The sequence below is a fragment of the Pantoea anthophila genome, from assembly GCF_006494375.1.
GTDB lineage: Bacteria > Pseudomonadota > Gammaproteobacteria > Enterobacterales > Enterobacteriaceae > Pantoea > Pantoea anthophila.
The window spans coordinates 1-19,099 of record NZ_VHIZ01000026.1 but is presented as its reverse complement, the minus strand read 5'-3'; the positions used below and the strand labels follow the sequence as shown (position 1 = coordinate 19,099).

The following is a 19,099-nucleotide window of genomic DNA, read 5'->3' as shown; positions in this document are numbered from 1 at the left end:
GAATGACGCAATATGTTACATAATAAAAAAGGCGCAATTTTCGCCTTATCGGCCCTCGCTGTTTCAGCTTCGTTAACCCTTCCTGCAGAGGCCAACGTCGTCGCCTCATTAAAACCGGTCGGTTTTATCGCCGCAGCCATTGCCGATGGTGTTACCCCGGTTGATGTCCTGCTGCCAGATGGTGCCTCTGAACACGATTATGCCCTGCGCCCCTCTGATGCAAAACGCTTAAAAAACGCGGACTTAGTCGTCTGGGTTGGCCCTGAAATGGAAGCGTTTATGGCAAAGTCTGCATCTGAACTTCCGGCCAAAAAAAATCTCGCTATGGTCGACATCGACGGCGTAAAACCGTTATTGATTAGCGGCGGTGAAGATGAAGATGAACACGCAGCGGAAAATTCTGAAGAACAGGATGCCGACGCCCATCACCATCATCACGGTGAGTTTAATATGCACCTGTGGTTGTCGCCAGAGATTGCGCGCAAGACCGCGGTTGCAATCCATGGAAAATTATTGGAACTTATGCCGCAAGATAAAGCCAAACTTGACGCCAACCTCCAGCAGTTTGAGGTAGCGTTGGCAGACACGGACAAACGCGTTAGCGCACAACTTGCTCCGGTCAGAAATAAAGGATATTTCGTTTTTCACGACGCTTACACGTACTTTGAAAAGCACTACGGTCTCTCGCCTGCCGGGCATTTTACCGTGAATCCTGAAATTCAGCCGGGCGCACAGCGTTTACACCAGATACGAACACAGTTGGTTGAGCAAAAGGCGGTCTGCGTCTTTGCTGAGCCACAATTCAGGCCAGCAGTCATCGATGCTGTTGCCCGCGGAACGCAGGTGCATAAAGGCACGCTCGACCCGCTGGGGACAGACATCAGTCTGGCAAAAGACAGCTATGTGAAATTCCTCTCACAGCTGTCGGGCCAGTATGAAAGCTGCCTGAAAGGAGCATGAGGAATAGGTAAAAGTGCAGCAGATAGCCCGCTCTGTCGCCCTCGCATTTAATAATTTGCCGCGCCCCCACCGCGTAATGCTGGGTTCTTTAACTGTAGTCACTCTGGCCGTCGCTGTCTGGCGGCCTTATGTTTACCATCCCACCGATGACGTGACGCCTATCGTCAAAACGATCGAGCTGGACAAAAGTGAACTTCGTACGCTGCTGCCAGAAGCCAGTGAGCCTATCGATCAGAGCACACCGGAACCGGACGAAGAGCTGCCTGCAGATGATGTCGACACCGACGTGCCGGATACGGCAGGCGTGCATGACTACACCGTCTCTTCCGGCGATACGCTGAGCAGCGCCCTGAATCAGTATGGCATCGATATCGCTGACATCAATGCGCTGGTGGTGAGCGACCGCGACCTGCGAAATCTGCAGGTGGGTCAGCAGCTGAGCTGGACGCTGGATGATGATGGCGGTCTGAAAACCCTGAGCTGGGAAATCTCCCGTCGTGAAACCCGCACCTATGAGCGCACCCCGAAGGGTGGCTTTAAGATGGAAGCGGAGATGCAGAAGGGCGAATGGCGCAACAGTGTCATGCAGGGCGAAGTGCGTGGCAGTTTTGCTGCCAGTGCCATGCGGGCCGGACTGAGCGGCGCTGAAGCAAGCGCCGTCATCAAAGCGATGCAGTGGCAGATGGACTTCCGCAAGCTGCGTGCCGGTGATCAGTTCAGCGTTCTCATGTCGCGCGAAATGCTGGACGGTAAAAGTGCACAGAGCCAGTTGCTGGGCGTGCGCCTGCGCAGCGGGGGCAAAGACTATTACGCGTTCCGTGCCGAAGATGGCAAGTTCTACGATCGCAGCGGCTCCGGCCTGGCGCGCGGCTTTATGCGCTTCCCGACGGTTAAGCAGTATCGTGTCTCCTCTAACTTTAATCCGCGCCGTCTGAACCCTGTGACGGGGCGTATTGCGCCGCACAAGGGCGTCGACTTTGCACTGCCGATCGGCACGCCGGTACTGGCTGTCGGAGATGGCGAGATCGTCGTGGCGAAAAATGGCGGTGCCGCCGGTAACTATGTTGCCATTCGTCATGGCCGTCAGTATATGACGCGCTATATGCACATGAAGAAAGTGCTGGTGAAGCCGGGTCAGAAAGTGAAGCGCGGTGACCGTATCGGCTTGTCCGGTAATACCGGACGTTCAACCGGGCCGCACCTGCATTTTGAAATCTGGATCAATAATCAGGCGGTCAATCCATTAACGGCGAAACTGCCGCGCATGGAAGGCCTGACCGGTAAAGAGCGCAGCGAGTACCTGGCACAGGTGAAATCCTGGCTGCCGCAGCTGGGCCTTAAGTAAGCGATTTTCATCAGGTTGCATAAAAACCGACGGTTTCCCCGTCGGTTTTTTGTTATCCGGACCGTGATGATTGCAAATTTGTTTGCCGCCACTATCATTAGCCGGTCATTGCTTGAGGCGAGTGCATGGAAACCCGTAAAAAAAATAACACTGAATTCATTCCCGTTTTTGAACGATCTTTTCTCAAACCGAAATACTGGGGCAGCTGGCTGGCGATTGGCGCACTGGCCGGCCTGGCTTATTTACCGCCAAAAGTGCGCGATCCGCTGTTAAGCCGCTTAGGCCGGTTCGCCGGTAAGCTGGCAAAGGGTGCGCGTCGTCGTGCGCTGATTAACCTCTATTACTGCCTGCCGGAACTCAGCGAAGCGCAACGCGCCACGCTGGTGGACGAAATGTTTGCGACTGCACCGCAGGCGATGACGATGATGACCGAGCTGGTGCTGCGCGATCCGGCCCGCATTCGTCAGCGTGTCGAATGGCATGGTCGTGAAATTATCGACCAGATGAAAGCCGCGCAGGAGAATGTGATTTTCCTGGTGCCTCACGGCTGGGCGGTAGATATTCCGGCCATGCTGCTGGCGTCAGAAGGGCAGAAGATGGCGGCGATGTTCCATAATCAGAGCGATCCGCTGCTCGATTATGCCTGGAACACCGCGCGTCGTCGTTTCGGTGGCCGGATGCATGCCCGAAATGATGGCATTAAGCCGTTTATCAGTTCGGTGCGCCAGGGCTACTGGGGCTACTATCTGCCCGATCAGGACCATGGCGCCGAGCACAGCGAGTTTGTTGACTTCTTCGCGACCTACAAAGCAACGCTGCCCGCAGTCGGCCGACTGATGAAAGTGTGTCGCGCTCGCGTGGTGCCGCTGTTCCCGGTCTATAACAGTGAGCGGCATATTCTTGAAATCTATGTGCGTCCGCCGATGGATGATCTGCTTGAAGCGGATGATCATCAGCTGGCTCGCCGGATGAATGAAGAGGTGGAAATTTTTGTCCGCCCGCATCCTGAGCAGTACACGTGGATCCTCAAGCTGCTGAAGACCCGCAAAGAGGGTGACATCGAACCCTACTCGCGCAAAGAGCTCTATCCACGCAAATAGTCTGAAGGCCGCGCAAGCGGCCTTTTTTTATAACGCGTCCAGTTTGCTGCGACGCTTTCGCTCGCGCATAAACAGGATCACCAGACCAAACCACAGTACGCCACTGATAAAGTTGATCAGGCAGAACCAGAGTGTGCCACCGCTGAAGTAGCCACTCTTCGCCAGCTCAATCCCCACCGCCAGCGTCAGAATACTGATCATCCCCAGCATCGCCGCCACGCTGCCTTTACCCTCATTGCTGGCGTACAGCGTCAGGCGGTAGAGCCCGGCGTTCACCATGCCTGCACCAAAAGCGTAGAGGCTGAGACCGGCCGTAATCAGCAGATAGCCATGGCTGTTCAGCAGGCTCGCCACCAGCGCCAGGCTCAGACCGATCAGAATCGGCCAGGCAGCAAACTTCACCGGCTGCTCAATCGGCACGCGTCCCGCCAGCTTACTCAACGTCAGGTTACCGGCGATCATCGCCATAAAGACCGGAAGCTGCAGCAGGGCATACTGCATCCGCGACAGACCTTCGTCATGCATCAGGATCACCGGCGAGAGGGCAACCCAGGTGAGGATCGGGATAAAGACCATGCCGATGGCAAAAGAACCGGACATCACCAGCCGATCCTTCATCAGCCGGCCATAGTTGCGCGCCAGACTGGGCAGGGCGATAGAGTGACTGCGGTCGCCCGCAGTTTCGGGCATGACCCGCCACAGCACCGCGAACGCCACCAGGCTGCAGGCGGCAAACAGCCAGAACATGCTGCGCCAGCTGCCGACGGTCAGCCAGGCTGCACCAGCCAGCGGGCCGGCCAGGGGAGCCAGCAGCGCCACGTTGGCCATCAGCGCCATCATGCGCACCGCCAGCGCCTCATCAAAGGCTTCCTGAATCGCGGCATAACCCACTGCACCAATAAAGCAGAGGCTGATGCCCTGAATAAAGCGCAGGCTGACAAATTCCTCAATGGAGCTGACCCAGTTGGTCAGGATACAGGCGATGGCAAAAAACAGGATGCCGGCGAGCATCACCGGGCGGCGGCCAAACTTATCAGAGAGCGGACCAAGCAGCCATTGCAGTACCACGCCGCCAATCAGGTAGGCGGTCAGTGAGGTGGAGACCCACTCCGGGCCGACAGCAAATTCGCTGGTGACGATCAGCATGCCCGGCTGGATCATGTCGTGAGCAATATAGGTGGCAAACTCAAACAGCACTAATGCCAGAGGGAAAAGCAGAATCCGGCCGGTCAGCTGGCTGATGGGGTGAAAACGGGCCATCTGGCCTCCTTGTCAGAAAAGAAAACGCGACTGGCTGGCAGTCGCGTTACTGATTCTACACTGACAATGTCAATCCGGGCTTAATTAATCCACGCGCAGCACGCGGCTGGTATTGGTCGTGCCGGTGGCACCCATCACATCACCCTGCGTCACGATGACCAGATCGCCGGATACCAGGAAACCTTTGTCACGCAGCAGATTGACGGCATCGTGTGCCGCAGCCACACCGTCGTTGTTGCTGTCGAAGTAGACCGGGGTGACGCCGCGATAGAGCGCGGTGAGGTTCAGCGTGCGCTCATGGCGTGACATGGCAAAAATCGGCAGGCCTGAGGTGATGCGCGAGGTCATCAACGGCGTACGGCCCGACTCGGTCATGGTGATGATCGCGGTTACGCCCTGCAGATGGTTCGCGGCGTACATGGATGACATCGCAATCGCTTCTTCGATGTTATCGAACTGCACGTCCAGACGGTGTTTGGAGACGTTAACGCTCGGGATCTTTTCCGCGCCCAGGCAGACTTTCGCCATCGCCGAGACGGTTTCAGCCGGATACTGGCCTGCGGCGGTCTCCGCGGAGAGCATCACGGCGTCGGTGCCATCCAGTACGGCGTTCGCCACGTCCATGACTTCGGCACGGGTCGGCATCGGATTGGTGATCATCGACTCCATCATCTGTGTCGCGGTGATGATGGTGCGGTTAAGCTGGCGGGCGCGGCGAATCAACGCCTTCTGAATGCCGACCAGTTCCGGGTCGCCAATTTCGACGCCCAGGTCGCCACGGGCCACCATCACCACGTCAGAGGCGAGAATGATGTCATCCATCGCTTCCTGGCTGGCGACCGCCTCAGCACGCTCCACTTTCGCGACCAGACGGGCATCACAACCGGCTTCACGCGCCAGACGACGCGCCAGGTTCATATCCTCGCCACAGCGCGGGAAGGAGACGGCCAGATAATCGACCTTGATTCTGGCGGCGGTAATAATGTCCGCCTTATCTTTTTCAGTCAGCGCTTCCGCCGACAGGCCGCCGCCCAGCTTGTTGATGCCTTTATTGTTCGACAGCGGGCCACCCACGGTGACTTCGGTAAAGACTTTCATGCCCTGAACTTCCAGCACTTTGAGCTGCACGCGGCCATCATCCAGCAGCAGGATATCGCCTGGCACCACATCTTCCGGCAGGCCTTTATAGTCGATGCCCACCCGCTCTTTGTCGCCTTCCCCTTTACCCAGGGTGGCATCCAGCAGGAAGCGGTCGCCGATATTCAGGAAAACTTTGCCTTCTTTAAAGGTCGAAACACGGATTTTTGGCCCCTGGAGGTCGCCAAGGATCGCAACGTGGCGGCCCAGTTTAGCGGCAATCTCACGCACTTTATCTGCACGAAGCTGGTGATCTTCTGGCGTGCCGTGAGAGAAATTGAGTCGTACAACGTTCGCGCCCGCCGCGATGATTTTTTCAAGATTGTTGTCGCGATCGGTGGCCGGGCCGAGGGTAGTAACGATTTTGGTTCTTCTGAGACGTCTTGACATCGGGGACTCCGTAAACATTTAAGCGTGTCCGGATCAGTGGACACAGCATGGTTATCTATTCTATATGATCGACAGCGTGTGATACGACTCACATTGTAAATGTGATGTTAATTTTTTTGCGGTGCATCCTCTTTCCCTGGAGACTGCTTTTCGTAACGCGACGCTTTCAGCGCCTCTTTCACGCGCTTCAGGTTTTCGCGGAACGGCGCACCCCGTTCAAGGGTAAAGCCGGTCGCTAACACATCGATCACGGTCAACTGCGCCAGGCGCGACACCATCGGCAAATAGACATCAGTATCTTCCGGGACATCAAGCACTAAAGCGATGGCGGCTTCATCGGCAAGGGGTGAATCGGGAGAGGTGATGGCAATAACGGTGGAACCGTTTACACGGGCCAGGCGAGCCAGTTCTACCATATTTTTTGTGCGCCCAGTATGTGAAATGAGAACAAAAACGTCACCGGCTCGACTATTTATGCAACTCATGCGCTGGATCACAATATCGTCAGACCAGATGACAGGAATATTAAAGCGCAGGAATTTGGTAAAGGCGTCATGGGCCACCACAGCGGAGGCGCCCAGACCGAAAAAGGCGACTTTATCGGCCTGCACAAGCTGAGTGACCGCCTGCTGCAGCCGCGAACTCTCCAGCTGATCCCGAACCCGCTGCAGACCTGCCAGCGCGGAGTCAAAGATTTTGTGGCTGTAGTTCTCCACACTGTCATCCTCCTCCACACCCCGGCTCACCCAGTTGCTGCCCTGCACCAGGCTTTGCGCCAGCTGCAGTTTAAAGTCGGGAAAACCGCGTGCGCCTAAACGGTGGCAGAAGCGGTTGACCGTGGGCTCACTGACGCAGGCTTCGCGTGCCAGAGTGGCAATGCTGGCGTGCATCGCCGCCTGCGGCGCCGCCAGAATCTGCCGGGCGACTTTCTGTTCCGCTTTACTCAGCGAAGCGAGCTGCACCTCAATTTTTTCCAGCATGTTCATAAGCTGATGACCATTATCATTTTTAGCAATTTCAGAAATCCCTGTCGTCAGAGCTGATTAACAGAGACTATATCGCGTCAGCGGGGGGCGGGCGCAGTGACGGACAAGCCGATTTGCGTTTTTTTTGGGATACTTTGACCCCGGGCAAATTTCACTGACACCCCCGGATACAGAAAAAACCGACAATCCGCACGCGTCATCACACCGGTTTTGCTTATCCGGTACAGAGTTAATGCGGTTAGCCCGGCGAGTTGGTTTACCTGGCGCAGGGAAAAAAGTACATTGTGCGGAAAGAAAATAATAACCTGGACCCGGTGGCAGAGGATGCATCACCACCGGACTATCCTGCAACGAGGAGAGGAAAATGGCGGTAACACAAACAGCCCAGGCATGCGATCTGGTGATTTTCGGTGCCAAAGGCGATCTTGCACGCCGTAAACTGTTGCCTTCACTGTACCAGTTAGAGAAAGCGGGTCAGATCCATGAGGAAACCCGCATTATTGGTGTCGGACGTGCTGAGTGGGACAAAGCGGAATACACCAAAGTGGTACGTGAAGCGCTGGAAACCTTCATGAAGGAGAAAGTTGACGAAGCGCTGTGGGATAAACTCAGCAACCGTCTCGACTTCTGCAACCTCGATGTCAACGACACCACGCACTTCCCTAAACTGGGCAAGATGCTCGATCAGAAAAACCGCACCACCATCAACTATTTCGCCATGCCGCCGAGCACCTTCGGTGCCATCTGTCAGGGACTGGGCACGGCGAAACTGAACGCCAAACCGGCGCGTGTTGTGATGGAGAAGCCGCTTGGCACTTCACTGGAAACCTCACAGGAGATCAACGACAGCGTTGGCGAATACTTCGATGAGAGCCAGGTGTTCCGTATTGACCACTATCTGGGCAAAGAGACGGTGCTTAACCTGCTGGCGCTGCGCTTCGCGAACTCCATCTTCGTGAACAACTGGGACAATCGTACCATTGACCACGTGCAGATCACCGTGGCCGAAGAGGTGGGTATCGAAGGTCGCTGGGGTTACTTCGACAAAGCGGGCCAGATGCGTGACATGATCCAGAACCATCTGTTGCAGATCCTGACCATGATCGCCATGTCGCCGCCGTCCGATCTCAGCGCAGACAGCATCCGCGATGAGAAAGTTAAAGTGCTGCGCTCGCTGCGCCGCATCGACCAGACCAACGTGCGTGAGAAAACCGTGCGCGGTCAGTACACCTCCGGCTTTGTACAGGGTAAAAAAGTCCCCGGCTATCTGGAGGAAGAGGGTGCCAACAAATCGAGCGCGACCGAGACTTTCGTGGCGATTCGCGTCGATATCGACAACTGGCGCTGGGCGGGTGTTCCGTTCTACCTGCGTACCGGTAAGCGTCTGCCAACCAAATGTTCTGAAGTCGTGGTCTATTTCAAAAACCCTGAGATGAACCTCTTTAAAGACTCTTACTCAGAGCTGCCGCAGAACAAGCTGACCATTCGTCTGCAGCCGGACGAAGGGGTGGATATCGAAATCCTGAACAAAGTGCCAGGTCTCGACCACAAGCATAAGCTGCAGACCACCAAGCTGGATCTGAGCTACTCTGAGACGTTTAACCAGTCGCACCTGGCCGATGCTTATGAGCGTCTGCTGCTGGAGAGCATGCGCGGGATTCAGGCGCTGTTTGTGCGTCGCGATGAAGTTGAAGCGGCATGGACCTATGTCGACTCCATCATCAACGCCTGGGCTGCGGATGGTGACTCGTCTAAACCGTATCAGGCTGGCACCTGGGGTCCGGTGGCCTCCGTCGCGATGATTACCCGCGATGGCCGTTCCTGGAACGAGTTCGAATAATCGTCGTCATGAAGAAGCCCGCAACGCGGGCTTTTTTTTTGCCCGTCATCCGACTGGCGCAGGCAGATAAAACTGAACTGCCGTTTCAAAATGAGAGCAGGGTAATGGACGCTCCGGAAGCCGATCATGTATGGTAGTGTCATCATTACAGGGCAGGAGCCGAGGCTCCGTGACCGGGCTGCTATCCCGGTGTTATTAATCAAGGGGAACTGATGAAAAACTGGAAGATGAGTGCTGAACAGATTCTGACCACCGGACCTGTGGTGCCGGTCATCGTCGTGAATAAGCTGGAACATGCCGTGCCGATGGCAAAAGCGCTGGTGGCGGGCGGTGTCCGGGTGCTGGAAGTGACGCTGCGCACGCCCGTCGCGATGGAGGCGTTGCGTGCGATGATCAAAGAGGTGCCGGAGGCGATTGTGGGGGCGGGAACCGTCATCAATCCGCAGCAGCTTCAGCAGGTGACCGATGCCGGTGCGCAGTTTGTTATCAGTCCGGGGATTACGGAATCACTGCTGAAGGCCGCGGTGGAAGGGCCGGTTCCCCTGATTCCGGGTATCAGCACCGTCTCTGAACTCATGACCGGAATGGACTACGGTCTGCGCGAATTTAAGTTTTTCCCGGCCGAGGCGAATGGCGGTGTCAAAGCGCTGCAGGCCATTGGCGGGCCTTTCCCGCAGGTCCGTTTCTGCCCGACTGGCGGGATCTCTCCGGCAAACTACCGTGACTATCTGGCGCTGAAAAGCGTGCTCTGCATCGGCGGCTCCTGGCTGGTGCCGAATGATGCACTGGAAGCGGGCGACTGGGATCGCATCACCCGCCTGGCGCGTGAAGCCGTTGAAGGCGCGAAGTAAGCTGAAGCGGTGAGCGTCTGCTCACCGCACGCTGTTACCCCTGAACCGTCACCGCTGCTGCGCTGGCAACGGCACGCGAAATTGCCTCATCCGTCGTCTCACCGCTCGCCAGCGCCACGCCTAAACGACGCTGACCGCTGATCTCCGGCTTACCGAACAGGCGCAATTGCAGACCGGCACCCAGCGCCGCTTCGACGTTGACGAACTGCACATTCTGGCTGGTCAGTTGCGGCAGGATAACGGCCGAGGCGGACGGACCATACTGACGAATTGCGCCAACCGGCAGACCCAGGAACGCCCGCACGTGCAGCGCAAACTCTGACAGATCCTGCGAAATCAGCGTGACCATGCCGGTATCATGGGGACGCGGTGACACTTCACTGAACACCACCTCATCGCCACAGACAAACAGCTCGACGCCGAACAGACCATAGCCACCCAGCGCCTTGACCACCTGCGCGGCAACCTCCTGTGCCCGCTGCAGCGCCACATCACTCATCTGCTGCGGCTGCCAGGATTCGCGGTAGTCGCCATCTTCCTGACGATGACCAATCGGCGCACAGAAATGGATGCCGTCAACGGCACTGATGGTGAGCAGGGTGATTTCAAAGTCGAAGTTAACCACGCCCTCTACGATGACGCGACCGGCTCCGGCGCGGCCACCCTGCTGCGCATAGTCCCAGGCGCTGTCGAGCTGGCTGGCGTCACGGATAAAGCTCTGGCCTTTGCCGGAGGAGCTCATGACCGGTTTTACGATGCACGGAAAGCCAATCTCTGCGGCGGCTTCGTCAAAGCGCGCTTTGCTGTCGGCAAAGCGATAGCGTGAGGTCGGCAGGGATAACTCTTCCGCAGCGAGGCGACGAATCCCTTCACGGTTCATGGTCAGCCGTGCGGCACGGGCTGTAGGGACCACGCGCTGGCCCTGCTGCTCCAGCTCAACCAGGGTATCCGTGGCGATAGCCTCAATTTCCGGCACCACAAAGTCAGGTTTCTCCTGCGCGATTAACGCAGCCAGGGCCGCACCATCCAGCATGTTGATCACATGGCTGCGATGCGCCACGTGCATGGCCGGGGCATCCGGGTAGCGATCGACCGCAATCACTTCCACACCCAGACGCTGACACTCCAGCGCCACCTCTTTACCCAGTTCACCCGAACCCAAAAGCATCACACGTGTTGCCGCCGGACGCAGCGCCGTTCCGAGAGTTGTCATACATTCACCTAAGCAGTCAAAATTGGCGCGCAAGTATAAACGAAAACGTTTGCGTTCTCACCCTTCGTCCATACAACGCCGCCATTTGCCTTACTTTTCCCGCTCTGACGTTTCCTGACAACCCTTTCGCCAGGATAGCAGGCTGACATCGTGAACAGGAGCGGATGATGAACAACTGGTTGCAACAGATTCAGTCGGTACTGGCGAAGAAGGGCGGTGACGGTAAATCGGGCGGAGGCCTGAGCGATATGCTGGCACCAGGCGCGCTGGGGGGGCTGGCCGCAATGCTGATCAGCAGTAAGTCTTCCCGCAAACTGCTGACGAAATATGGCGGCCAGGCGCTGATTATCGGCGGCGGGGCGGCGGCGGGTGCGGTACTGTGGAACAAATACAAACAGCGGATCAGCGACGCGCATCAGAATGAACCGGACTTCGGCGTGTCGCAGACACCGGTCGATCTGCGCGCTGAGCGTCTGGTCACGGCGCTGGTGTTTGCCGCCAAAAGCGACGGACACATCGACGATCAGGAGCGTGCCGCTATTGAGCAGAATATTCATCAGTCCGGCTACGGTCAGGATGCGGAAAAGCTGATCCAGAAAGCGATGAATCGCCCGCTGGATCCGCAGTGGCTGGCCGCTGACGTGAAGAACGAGGAAGAGGCGCTGGAGCTCTATTTCCTCAGCTGCGCCGCCATTGACGTCGATCATTTCATGGAACGCAGCTACCTCTCTGCGCTGGGTGACGCGCTGAAAATCCCTCAGGATGTCCGCGACGGCATTCAGCAGGATATCCAGGCCGAAAAAGCCCGTCTTCCGGCCAGTTAACTTCTCCTGGCGGGCCTCAGAAGAGGCCCCGCCTGCCGCCGCTTCCTCGCTGTCCCCTGGCTTCCCGCCACTTAAGTGTTACGCTTACAGATCATGACGTTCACGGAGACGGATGGATGAAAGCTCCCATTGCAAAAAAAATTCCTCATGAAATGACGCTGCATGGCGAGACGCGCGTCGACAACTATTACTGGCTGCGCGACGATAAGCGCGAAAACAGTGAAGTGCTTGATTACCTGCGTGCCGAAAATAATTACGGCAAAAAAGTCATGTCGTCGCAGCAGCCGCTGCAGGACCGGGTATTAAAAGAGATCATCGACCGGCTGCCACCGGAAGATCACTCAGTGCCCTATGTCAAAAACGGCTACCGCTATCAGAGTCGCTATCAGAGCGGCAATGAGTATCCGGCCTATTACCGGCAGCCTGCGGCGAGCGAGGAGTCGGCGGAGTGGACCCTGCTGCTGGATGCCAACCAGCGCGCGTCACACAGCGACTTTTACACCATGGGCGCGCTGCATATCAGCCCCGACAACCGCGTGATGGCGCTGGCCGAGGACTTTCTCTCGCGCCGCCAGTATGGCATCCGCTTCCGCAACCTTGAGAGCGGCAGCTGGTATCCTGAAGTGCTGAGCAACGCCTCCTCCAGCTTCGCCTGGGGTAACGACTCCCGCACGCTCTACTACGTGCGGAAACACCCGCAGACGCTGCTCTCTTATCAGGTCTGGCGACACGAGCTGGGATCGCCGCAGTCTGATGATCAGCTGGTTTATGAAGAGCAGGATGACACCTATCATCTGAGCGTCCACAAGACCACCTCAAAGCAGTTCATCATGATTGCGCTCTACAGCACCAACACCAGCGAGATTCAGCTGATCGATGCTGATTTCCCCGATGCGCAGCCGCATGTGTTTCTGCCGCGCCGCCGCGATCATGAATACAGCATCGATCACTACGAGCATCAGTTCTTTATCCGGTCTAACCGGGAAGGCGAAAACTTCGGGCTCTATCGCAGCCGTTATCTGGATGAATCCCGCTGGGAGACTCTCATCCCGGCGCGTGAAAACGTGGTGATGGAAGATTTCCAGCTGTTCCGCGACTGGCTGGTGGTTGAAGAGCGGCAGCGCGGCCTGACCAGCCTGCGCCAGATTAACTGGGCCAGCGGCGAAACCAGTGGCATCGCCTTTGACGATCCCACTTACGTCACCTGGCTGGCTTACAATCCGACGCCGCGCACCAGCAAACTGCGCTACGGCTACTCCTCAATGACCACACCGACCACGCTGTTTGAGCTGGATATGGACACGGGTGAGCGCCGCATCCTGAAGCAGAGCGCGGTCAAAGGGTTCAACGCCGACGATTACAAAAGCGAGCACCACTGGATAAAAGTCAGCGATGGCACCGAAGTGCCGGTGTCGCTGGTCTATCATCGCAGACACTACCAGCCCGGCCAGAATCCTATGCTGGTCTATGGCTACGGCGCCTATGGCAGCAGCATGGATGCCGATTTCAGCGTCAGCCGTCTGAGCCTGCTGGATCGCGGCTTTGTGTTTGCCCTGATTCAGGTGCGCGGCGGCGGGGAGCTGGGGCAGCAGTGGTATGACGGCGGTCGCCTGCTGAACAAAATGAACAGCTTCACGGATTTCATCGACGTGACCAATGCGCTGGTGGCGCGCGGGATAGGGCATCCGGAACGTCTCTACGCCATGGGCGGCAGCGCAGGGGGCTTACTGATGGGCGGGGTGATCAACATGGCACCGCAGCGCTTCCATGGCGTTGTGGCGCAGGTTCCTTTTGTGGATGTTGTCACCACCATGCTCGATGAGTCGATCCCGCTGACGACCGGCGAATATGATGAGTGGGGCAATCCCGGCGATCCGGAGTACTACCGCTACATCCGCCAGTACAGCCCCTATGACAACATTGAGGCAAAAGCCTATCCGCATCTGCTGGTCACCACCGGCCTGCACGATTCGCAGGTTCAGTACTGGGAACCGGCCAAATGGGTAGCGAAACTGAGGTCGATGAAAACCGATAATAATCTGCTGCTGCTCTGCACCGATATGGATGCCGGACATGGCGGCAAATCGGGGCGCTTTAAAGCCTATGAAGGGATCGCGATGGAGTATGCCTTCCTGCTGGGGCTGGCGCAGGGCACCCTGCCCCCGGCAGAGGATTACTGAGGCTCGGTCAGGTATTTACGCAGCGCCTGCCGCAGTGGCGGGCGCAGATCGCTGACGTTATCCAGCATCCACTTCAGATAGCCCGGATCCTTGCGCGCCACCACCGCAATCGCCTGACCACGGTATTTGCCGAATGGCAGAATGTCGTCGCGCTGGGCCGCCGGTTGTGAGCGCACAATCATCTCGGAGGCGTTCCAGCCCGAAGTCTCCATAATGCGGATCAGCAGGGCCGCCGTCACATAGCAGTCATAGAGCGCGCGGTGCGCATGCAGATCGGCTGGAGGGGTAACATCCAGCTTCAGGGAATGACGCAGGGCCTGGTTGCCATATTTGATGCCCGGCCAGAGCTGACGCGCCAGCTGCATGGTGCAGATCCATTCGCCAAACATCTCCGGCAGCATCCGGCGGTCAAAGCTGGCGTTATGTGCCACATAGAAGGCACTGCCGTAGTAGCGCGGAATCGCCTCTTCGATGGTCGGTTTTCCGGCCACCATCGCTTCGGTGATGCGGTGCACGGCCATCGCCTGACGGCTGATGGGACGATCAGGCAGGATGAGATCGCTCATCGGATTCACAATCTGGCCATCGACCACATCGACGGAGGCCACTTCCACCACGCCACCCTGCAGGCCGCAGGTTTCGGTATCTATGACACGAAACATCATTGCTTCATCTTCGGTTCGTAAGGAAGGCGTGACAGGCTCAGTGACGCCTGACGGTAATGCATCAGACGCTGACGAAACCAGTCACGCAGCGCTTCGGGCTGCTCCTGCGCCACCATCTCAGCAACCACCGGCATGTTATAGCGCTCTTTAAACGCCACGCCCGCAGCCGCTAAATCGACGTTTAACTTATCTTTCTCGTCCTGGGACAGCAGGGCAAGGTTATGGCTCATAATATTCTCCTGATGACAGGGGGCAAAAGTAATGTTTTCGCCGGTCTGAATCAAGGATTAAGGATCGCATTGCTGGCCTCGACAGTGCAAATGCAGCAGCGTATCCTTTTGCCTCGTTTATCGCCCTGGCGGCGGCTAAAAGGATGATCTGATGCAGAAAAAACACATTTCCCGCATGGTTATTACGCTGGTGGCAGCCGGTGCGATGGCATTCAGCTCGCTGGCAGCTGCGCATGCCCATCTTCGCGCCTCCACGCCGGCGGCCAAAGCAGAAGTAACAACCGCTACCGATGCGCTGACGCTGACTTTCACTGAAGAGATTGAACCCGCGTTCAGCGGCGTTACGCTGCTTGACGATCATCAGAAGCCTGTTGCGACGGAGAAGGCGCGCGTAGCGTCCGGCCACAAAGATCGGCTGATTGTCAGCCTGCCTCAGCCACTGAAAGCGGGGCGCTATCAGGTTAACTGGCAAGTCCTGTCGGTGGATGGACACAAAACCGCAGGAAGCTACCGCTTCAGCGTGAAGTAAGCGTCGTGATAACCCTCTGGCCAGCGCTGCGTGCGCTCCATTTTGCTGCCGTGATGCTGCTGACCGCCAGCGCCTGCTACAGCGCGCTGCTGGCACCAGAACGTTATCGTCCACAACTGGCGCGGCGACTTAATCCGCTGGTAAACGGAAGTGCGTGGCTGGCCCTGCTCAGCGCGCTGGCGATGCTGGCCTGCCAGAATGTGCTGATGAGTGGCGACAGCGCCAATCTGCTTCAGCCTGACATCTGGCTGGCGGTGCTGGGCACCCATTTCGGTGCGGTGTGGCAGTGGGAAATCGTGTTCAGCGTGCTCGCCGTGTCGGCGTTGTTACTGACCGCGCAACTGCGCCAGCAGGCCTTACTGCTGGCAGGCGTGCTGCAACTGGCCGGTATGGCCCTGACGGGGCATGCCGCGATGCGGGAAGGCTGGCCTGGCCTGCTGCATCAGATCAACCATGCGCTGCACCTGATTGCGGCAGCGTTCTGGGTGGGGGGACTTGTTCCGCTTCTGCTGCTGATGCGTGAAGCGCGCCAGATCGATCGCCGCACCGATGCGATCCGCACCATGATGCGCTTTTCGCGCTACGGTCATCTGGCGGTCGCGTTAACGCTGCTGACCGGCGGGGTGAACAGCCTGATGATCCTGGGCTGGCCGCTGACATGGCACGCATCCCGCTATAGTCTGTTGTTGCTGGGGAAAGTGCTGCTGGTGGCCCTGATGGTGGGAGTGGCGCTGATTAACCGTTACTGGCTGGTGCCGCGTTTCCGCGTCGCGGGTAGCGGCACCCAGCAAAAATTTATCCGCATGACACAGCTCGAACTGCTGCTGGCGTGTGGCGTGGTTGGGCTGGTCAGCGTGTTTGCCACGCTGTCGCCAGCCTGAATGTGATTTAAGAGAGAAAAGGGCAGTTATGTTGCTGAAGAAAGTGGTCCCCGCAATCCTGTTATTATCTGTATGCGGCCAGGCGCTGGCGGCACAAATCATTACCGTCAGCCGCTTTGAGATCGGTAAAGATAAGTGGCCGTTTAATCGTGAAGAGGTGATGCTGACCTGCGAGAAAGACGGTGCCATGTTTGCCATCAACCCGAGCACGCTGATGCAATACCCGCTGAACGACAAAGCGGATGCGCTGTTTAAAAGCAATCAGGTGAAAGCGCAGCCGATCAGCGTGATCCAGAGCGAGGATAAAGCGCATCCGGGCCAGATGATGAGCCTGCAGCCGATTGTTGAGCGCACTCAGGCGCTGTGCGGTAAGTAAGCCTGCCGGGTGCAGCATCACGCTGCGCCCGACTGTTTTTTGCCGTTGCGATCACAAACTGATCCTGTTTATGGCCCTGTGCCGTGCCTCAGCTGGCAATTCCTCCGCGCTGTTCTAATCTTAAGTTGCAAGGCGTTATCGCCTTCATAAATGCCAACTTTTAGCGCACGGCTCCTCGAGAGCCATTTCCCTGGACCGAATATAGGAATCGTATTCGGTCTTTTTTTGGCTGGTATTTAAAAACAATATCCTGGATTAAAACCAAAAAGTTAAACGCCATCCTGTTTTATTCTCTTCTACTCAGCTGCACTCTGTGTCGCCATTTTTTTGCCATTAACGCCAGCGGATTGCAGCGAATCGCATCTTCAAGATGGTCGTGCGCGAAGTGCATGTAGGCGAAAGAGGGGATAGGGGCTAGGAGCACTACACCTTTAGCAATCCATTTTTCAAGCACTGACAGGCAAATGCGTTAGCTGCAGCGAAGTCCTGTTTGGGCATTGTTGGAGATGTGGTCAGCGTGACAGCCTTCTTTATAGCGTCGTTTACTGCTTCGCTGATGGCTGGCATCAAAATCGCTGCGACATTGGCAATAAAACCTTGAGATTGCACTAAATTAAATGCGTACTGACTGTTTGCATTTTCAGTATGCATAACGAAGTATCTCCTTGCGGTTGTTTTTTCTATGGTGTTTCATGTGGTGCGAGTATGCCTTAGATCGTGAATACGACTTGATAAATGATTGTTCATTACTTATGGGTGTTCTTTTATGATTGAACAGAAGGGAGTAGCGCTCAGATTCTCGAAAGGCTGATGTATTCTTATGGCATCAACACTCAGAAAGACTTGGCCGTTGCTCTTGATATCCCATTAAATAATATAAGTGGCTCGACACAAAAAGACAGCGTTCCGGGTAATGCCACCATAAAGTGTGCAATTGATACTGGTGCTGATTTGCGTTGATTAGCATTTGGAAAACTTGCAAATGCAAACTTTGTAATTTAATATAAACCTCCATAAGAGCAATACTCTATTTTGAGGTTGTAGCTAATGGCGCTTGGCCCGTATTGTGCCAGATTTTTGATGCTTATGGCTATACCGTTCAATAACAACTCTGCGAGCTTTGAGAAATTTCATCAGGTACGGTTAGTATTTGGATGCGTCGAAATTATTTCCTGGTGATCAGGCTGTAACTTGAGCGATTGTCACGGACGTTTCTTTAGAGTGGTTGGCTACGGGAAAACGTGAACCGAGGCGTAGTGACTCAAACATTAATTCTGAGTACTCTCAAATTAGAAAAGTTTTTAAAAATAAAATTGTCTGCTGGGAAACTGACAGAAAATGTATTCTATCATTTCAATAAGTCGTTCATTTCGGGTTAGATAATCGGTCCAGTATTCATCGAGTCAATATCTAAATCTTGGCTTGTGGATTTGGGATGTGAAAATATTAGTAACGGAAGATAGGTTGTTGATATTGACGGTGGTTTAGATGTTTACTATGTCGATAGAGCTCCCGGAAATAAAATTAACATTGTTGGCAAGGCATCAAGCTTTGAATGCAATGTTAATGAAGTAACTCCTCTTGGGGTAGTTGTGCAAACGTTAAAAATAATTTTTAGATATAAGGATATAGTAATGAAGAAGATACTGAAGTGGATACTTTACATTTTTGTTGGGTTGATGGTAATTGGTTACTTCGCGGGTAAGAACGAAGATGGAAACACTACATCAAGTTCTACTGAGTCTAATCAACCACAATCGGTGTCACAAAATCCTCCAGCTAAGACTAGCCCTCCGCAAAAACCTATTTATCAGACGACAGCTCGTAAATTATTCAATGATTATGAAGAAAATGAAGTCGCAGTTGATGAACAGTTGAAAGGTAAACTTGTTGCAATGACTGGCATTGTGCAGTCTATCGACAAAGATTTTACAGATTCAATTATTATCAGCTTGAAGACTGATAATGAATTTATGCCCGCACGACTTGAAATGAAGGACTCGCAAAAATCTGCTGCAATAGCTTTAAAAAAAGGCAAGCAGGTAGTGATCGTTTGTGAAAAAATGTCTCGCATCATCGGAGCACCTTCAGGTCGAAACTGCTCATTCAACTAATATAGATAGGCGCTAATTATTTAAATGGCGCCTATTTTTAATTGATATAAAATTGACATGGAGTAGTTATGTCCGAAGATAGCAGCGTTAAAAGAGCTTTATGCAAAGTGATTAACTTTTACAAAAAACTCGATACACGACAAAGGTTATATTTCAACTTAATTCTATTCTCCGTCTTATTTATAATTGGATGTATTTTTTTTAATGCTGAGCAAAGG

Annotated in this window: 19 protein-coding genes; 12 read left to right on the top strand and 7 right to left on the bottom strand. The window is 55.3% G+C overall.

Annotation, left to right across the window (positions count from 1 at the left end):
* Window positions 1-12 precede the first annotated feature (12 nt).
* From znuA to lpxM, 3 genes are all read left to right on the top strand, one after another.
* Window positions 13-960, top strand: a complete 948-nt coding sequence (gene znuA, locus FJW00_RS04675) for a zinc ABC transporter substrate-binding protein ZnuA (RefSeq protein WP_111207756.1) — start codon at window positions 13-15, stop codon at window positions 958-960.
* Window positions 961-973: 13 nt separating this feature from the next.
* Window positions 974-2,305, top strand: a complete 1,332-nt coding sequence (mepM, locus tag FJW00_RS04670; RefSeq protein ID WP_046101985.1) for a murein DD-endopeptidase MepM — start codon at window positions 974-976, stop codon at window positions 2,303-2,305.
* 125 nt (window positions 2,306-2,430) lie between these two features.
* Window positions 2,431-3,405, top strand: coding sequence for a lauroyl-Kdo(2)-lipid IV(A) myristoyltransferase (lpxM, locus tag FJW00_RS04665; RefSeq protein ID WP_111207757.1), 975 nt, complete (start codon window positions 2,431-2,433; stop codon window positions 3,403-3,405).
* 27 nt (window positions 3,406-3,432) lie between these two features.
* On the opposite strand, the gene FJW00_RS04660 is transcribed toward lpxM, so the two are convergent.
* The 3 genes from FJW00_RS04660 to FJW00_RS04650 all read right to left on the bottom strand — a co-directional run bounded on the left by FJW00_RS04660 (window position 3,433) and on the right by FJW00_RS04650 (window position 7,178).
* Window positions 3,433-4,665, bottom strand: coding sequence for an MFS transporter (locus FJW00_RS04660; protein ID WP_140923165.1), 1,233 nt, complete (start codon window positions 4,663-4,665; stop codon window positions 3,433-3,435).
* An 84-nt stretch (window positions 4,666-4,749) separates the two neighbouring features.
* Window positions 4,750-6,192 (bottom strand): pyruvate kinase, encoded by a 1,443-nt coding sequence (gene pyk / locus FJW00_RS04655; protein WP_009089741.1) that lies wholly within the window; start codon window positions 6,190-6,192, stop codon window positions 4,750-4,752.
* A gap of 107 nt (window positions 6,193-6,299) precedes the next feature.
* Window positions 6,300-7,178, bottom strand: coding sequence for a MurR/RpiR family transcriptional regulator (locus FJW00_RS04650; protein ID WP_181405350.1), 879 nt, complete (start codon window positions 7,176-7,178; stop codon window positions 6,300-6,302).
* Between the two features lie 364 nt (window positions 7,179-7,542).
* Between FJW00_RS04650 and zwf the strand changes: the two genes are divergently transcribed.
* Both zwf and FJW00_RS04640 read left to right on the top strand, forming a co-directional pair.
* Window positions 7,543-9,018: a glucose-6-phosphate dehydrogenase gene (zwf, locus tag FJW00_RS04645; protein ID WP_009089746.1), complete on the top strand. Its 1,476-nt coding sequence runs from the start codon at window positions 7,543-7,545 to the stop codon at window positions 9,016-9,018.
* Between the two features lie 212 nt (window positions 9,019-9,230).
* A complete protein-coding gene (locus FJW00_RS04640; protein WP_009089747.1) occupies window positions 9,231-9,869 on the top strand; it encodes a bifunctional 4-hydroxy-2-oxoglutarate aldolase/2-dehydro-3-deoxy-phosphogluconate aldolase in 639 nt (212 codons plus the stop codon).
* A gap of 34 nt (window positions 9,870-9,903) precedes the next feature.
* Here FJW00_RS04640 and purT read toward each other — a convergent pair whose 3' ends face one another.
* Window positions 9,904-11,082 carry a formate-dependent phosphoribosylglycinamide formyltransferase gene (gene purT, locus FJW00_RS04635; RefSeq protein WP_046101980.1) on the bottom strand — a complete coding sequence of 393 codons (1,179 nt, stop codon included), beginning with the start codon at window positions 11,080-11,082 and terminating at the stop codon, window positions 9,904-9,906.
* Window positions 11,083-11,249: 167 nt separating this feature from the next.
* Between purT and FJW00_RS04630 the strand changes: the two genes are divergently transcribed.
* Both FJW00_RS04630 and FJW00_RS04625 read left to right on the top strand, forming a co-directional pair.
* Window positions 11,250-11,906: a tellurite resistance TerB family protein gene (locus FJW00_RS04630; protein ID WP_058957325.1), complete on the top strand. Its 657-nt coding sequence runs from the start codon at window positions 11,250-11,252 to the stop codon at window positions 11,904-11,906.
* 116 nt (window positions 11,907-12,022) lie between these two features.
* Entirely contained in the window at window positions 12,023-14,086 is a 2,064-nt protein-coding gene (locus tag FJW00_RS04625) for a prolyl oligopeptidase family serine peptidase (RefSeq protein ID WP_009089752.1), read from the top strand.
* Here FJW00_RS04625 and exoX read toward each other — a convergent pair.
* Both exoX and FJW00_RS04615 read right to left on the bottom strand, forming a co-directional pair.
* Window positions 14,080-14,751 (bottom strand): exodeoxyribonuclease X, encoded by a 672-nt coding sequence (gene exoX / locus FJW00_RS04620; RefSeq protein WP_181161900.1) that lies wholly within the window; start codon window positions 14,749-14,751, stop codon window positions 14,080-14,082. The two genes, FJW00_RS04625 and exoX, sit on opposite strands and share 7 nt — an antisense overlap.
* Window positions 14,748-14,981: a DNA polymerase III subunit theta gene (locus FJW00_RS04615; RefSeq protein WP_046101977.1), complete on the bottom strand. Its 234-nt coding sequence runs from the start codon at window positions 14,979-14,981 to the stop codon at window positions 14,748-14,750. The genes exoX and FJW00_RS04615 overlap by 4 nt, the downstream gene beginning before the upstream one ends.
* A 151-nt stretch (window positions 14,982-15,132) precedes the next feature.
* On the opposite strand from FJW00_RS04615, the gene copC reads away from it, so the two are divergent.
* From copC to FJW00_RS04600, 3 genes are read left to right on the top strand one after another with little or no spacing between them, the layout of a single operon-like run.
* A complete protein-coding gene (gene copC / locus FJW00_RS04610) occupies window positions 15,133-15,510 on the top strand; it encodes a copper homeostasis periplasmic binding protein CopC (protein WP_140923163.1) in 378 nt (125 codons plus the stop codon).
* 5 nt (window positions 15,511-15,515) lie between these two features.
* Window positions 15,516-16,391 (top strand): copper homeostasis membrane protein CopD, encoded by an 876-nt coding sequence (gene copD, locus FJW00_RS04605; RefSeq protein ID WP_140923162.1) that lies wholly within the window; start codon window positions 15,516-15,518, stop codon window positions 16,389-16,391.
* 28 nt (window positions 16,392-16,419) lie between these two features.
* Window positions 16,420-16,767, top strand: a complete 348-nt coding sequence (locus tag FJW00_RS04600) for a YebY family protein (RefSeq protein WP_009089760.1) — start codon at window positions 16,420-16,422, stop codon at window positions 16,765-16,767.
* 423 nt (window positions 16,768-17,190) lie between these two features.
* On the opposite strand, the gene FJW00_RS22520 is transcribed toward FJW00_RS04600, so the two are convergent.
* The gene (locus tag FJW00_RS22520; protein WP_258317015.1) at window positions 17,191-17,418 is read right to left on the bottom strand and encodes a hypothetical protein; all 228 of its coding nucleotides are present in this window, start codon (window positions 17,416-17,418) and stop codon (window positions 17,191-17,193) included.
* A 159-nt stretch (window positions 17,419-17,577) separates the two neighbouring features.
* Here FJW00_RS22520 and FJW00_RS22710 point away from each other — a divergent pair, with 159 nt between their 5' ends.
* Together FJW00_RS22710 and FJW00_RS04580 are read left to right on the top strand one after the other, a co-directional pair.
* On the top strand, window positions 17,578-17,727 hold the full coding sequence (locus tag FJW00_RS22710) for a helix-turn-helix domain-containing protein (protein ID WP_140923161.1): 150 nt from the start codon (window positions 17,578-17,580) through the stop codon (window positions 17,725-17,727).
* 674 nt (window positions 17,728-18,401) lie between these two features.
* Window positions 18,402-18,881 (top strand): OB-fold protein, encoded by a 480-nt coding sequence (locus FJW00_RS04580; protein ID WP_140923160.1) that lies wholly within the window; start codon window positions 18,402-18,404, stop codon window positions 18,879-18,881.
* The last annotated feature ends 218 nt before the right edge of the window (window positions 18,882-19,099 follow it).

What these genes read in the sequence shown, in the direction of transcription:
- FJW00_RS04640 (WP_009089747.1), top strand. Translation starts at nt 9,231, where the DNA reads ATGAAAAACTGGAAGATGAGTGCTGAACAGATTCTGACCACCGGACCT.
- purT (WP_046101980.1), bottom strand. Translation starts at nt 11,082, where the DNA reads ATGACAACTCTCGGAACGGCGCTGCGTCCGGCGGCAACACGTGTGATG.
- zwf (WP_009089746.1), top strand. Translation starts at nt 7,543, where the DNA reads ATGGCGGTAACACAAACAGCCCAGGCATGCGATCTGGTGATTTTCGGT.
- FJW00_RS04625 (WP_009089752.1), top strand. Translation starts at nt 12,023, where the DNA reads ATGAAAGCTCCCATTGCAAAAAAAATTCCTCATGAAATGACGCTGCAT.
- FJW00_RS22710 (WP_140923161.1), top strand. Translation starts at nt 17,578, where the DNA reads ATGTATTCTTATGGCATCAACACTCAGAAAGACTTGGCCGTTGCTCTT.
- lpxM (WP_111207757.1), top strand. Translation starts at nt 2,431, where the DNA reads ATGGAAACCCGTAAAAAAAATAACACTGAATTCATTCCCGTTTTTGAA.
- FJW00_RS04615 (WP_046101977.1), bottom strand. Translation starts at nt 14,981, where the DNA reads ATGAGCCATAACCTTGCCCTGCTGTCCCAGGACGAGAAAGATAAGTTA.
- znuA (WP_111207756.1), top strand. Translation starts at nt 13, where the DNA reads ATGTTACATAATAAAAAAGGCGCAATTTTCGCCTTATCGGCCCTCGCT.
- pyk (WP_009089741.1), bottom strand. Translation starts at nt 6,192, where the DNA reads ATGTCAAGACGTCTCAGAAGAACCAAAATCGTTACTACCCTCGGCCCG.
- FJW00_RS04580 (WP_140923160.1), top strand. Translation starts at nt 18,402, where the DNA reads ATGAAGAAGATACTGAAGTGGATACTTTACATTTTTGTTGGGTTGATG.
- exoX (WP_181161900.1), bottom strand. Translation starts at nt 14,751, where the DNA reads ATGATGTTTCGTGTCATAGATACCGAAACCTGCGGCCTGCAGGGTGGC.
- FJW00_RS04650 (WP_181405350.1), bottom strand. Translation starts at nt 7,178, where the DNA reads ATGAACATGCTGGAAAAAATTGAGGTGCAGCTCGCTTCGCTGAGTAAA.
- FJW00_RS04600 (WP_009089760.1), top strand. Translation starts at nt 16,420, where the DNA reads ATGTTGCTGAAGAAAGTGGTCCCCGCAATCCTGTTATTATCTGTATGC.
- FJW00_RS22520 (WP_258317015.1), bottom strand. Translation starts at nt 17,418, where the DNA reads ATGCATACTGAAAATGCAAACAGTCAGTACGCATTTAATTTAGTGCAA.
- copC (WP_140923163.1), top strand. Translation starts at nt 15,133, where the DNA reads ATGCAGAAAAAACACATTTCCCGCATGGTTATTACGCTGGTGGCAGCC.
- FJW00_RS04660 (WP_140923165.1), bottom strand. Translation starts at nt 4,665, where the DNA reads ATGGCCCGTTTTCACCCCATCAGCCAGCTGACCGGCCGGATTCTGCTT.
- FJW00_RS04630 (WP_058957325.1), top strand. Translation starts at nt 11,250, where the DNA reads ATGAACAACTGGTTGCAACAGATTCAGTCGGTACTGGCGAAGAAGGGC.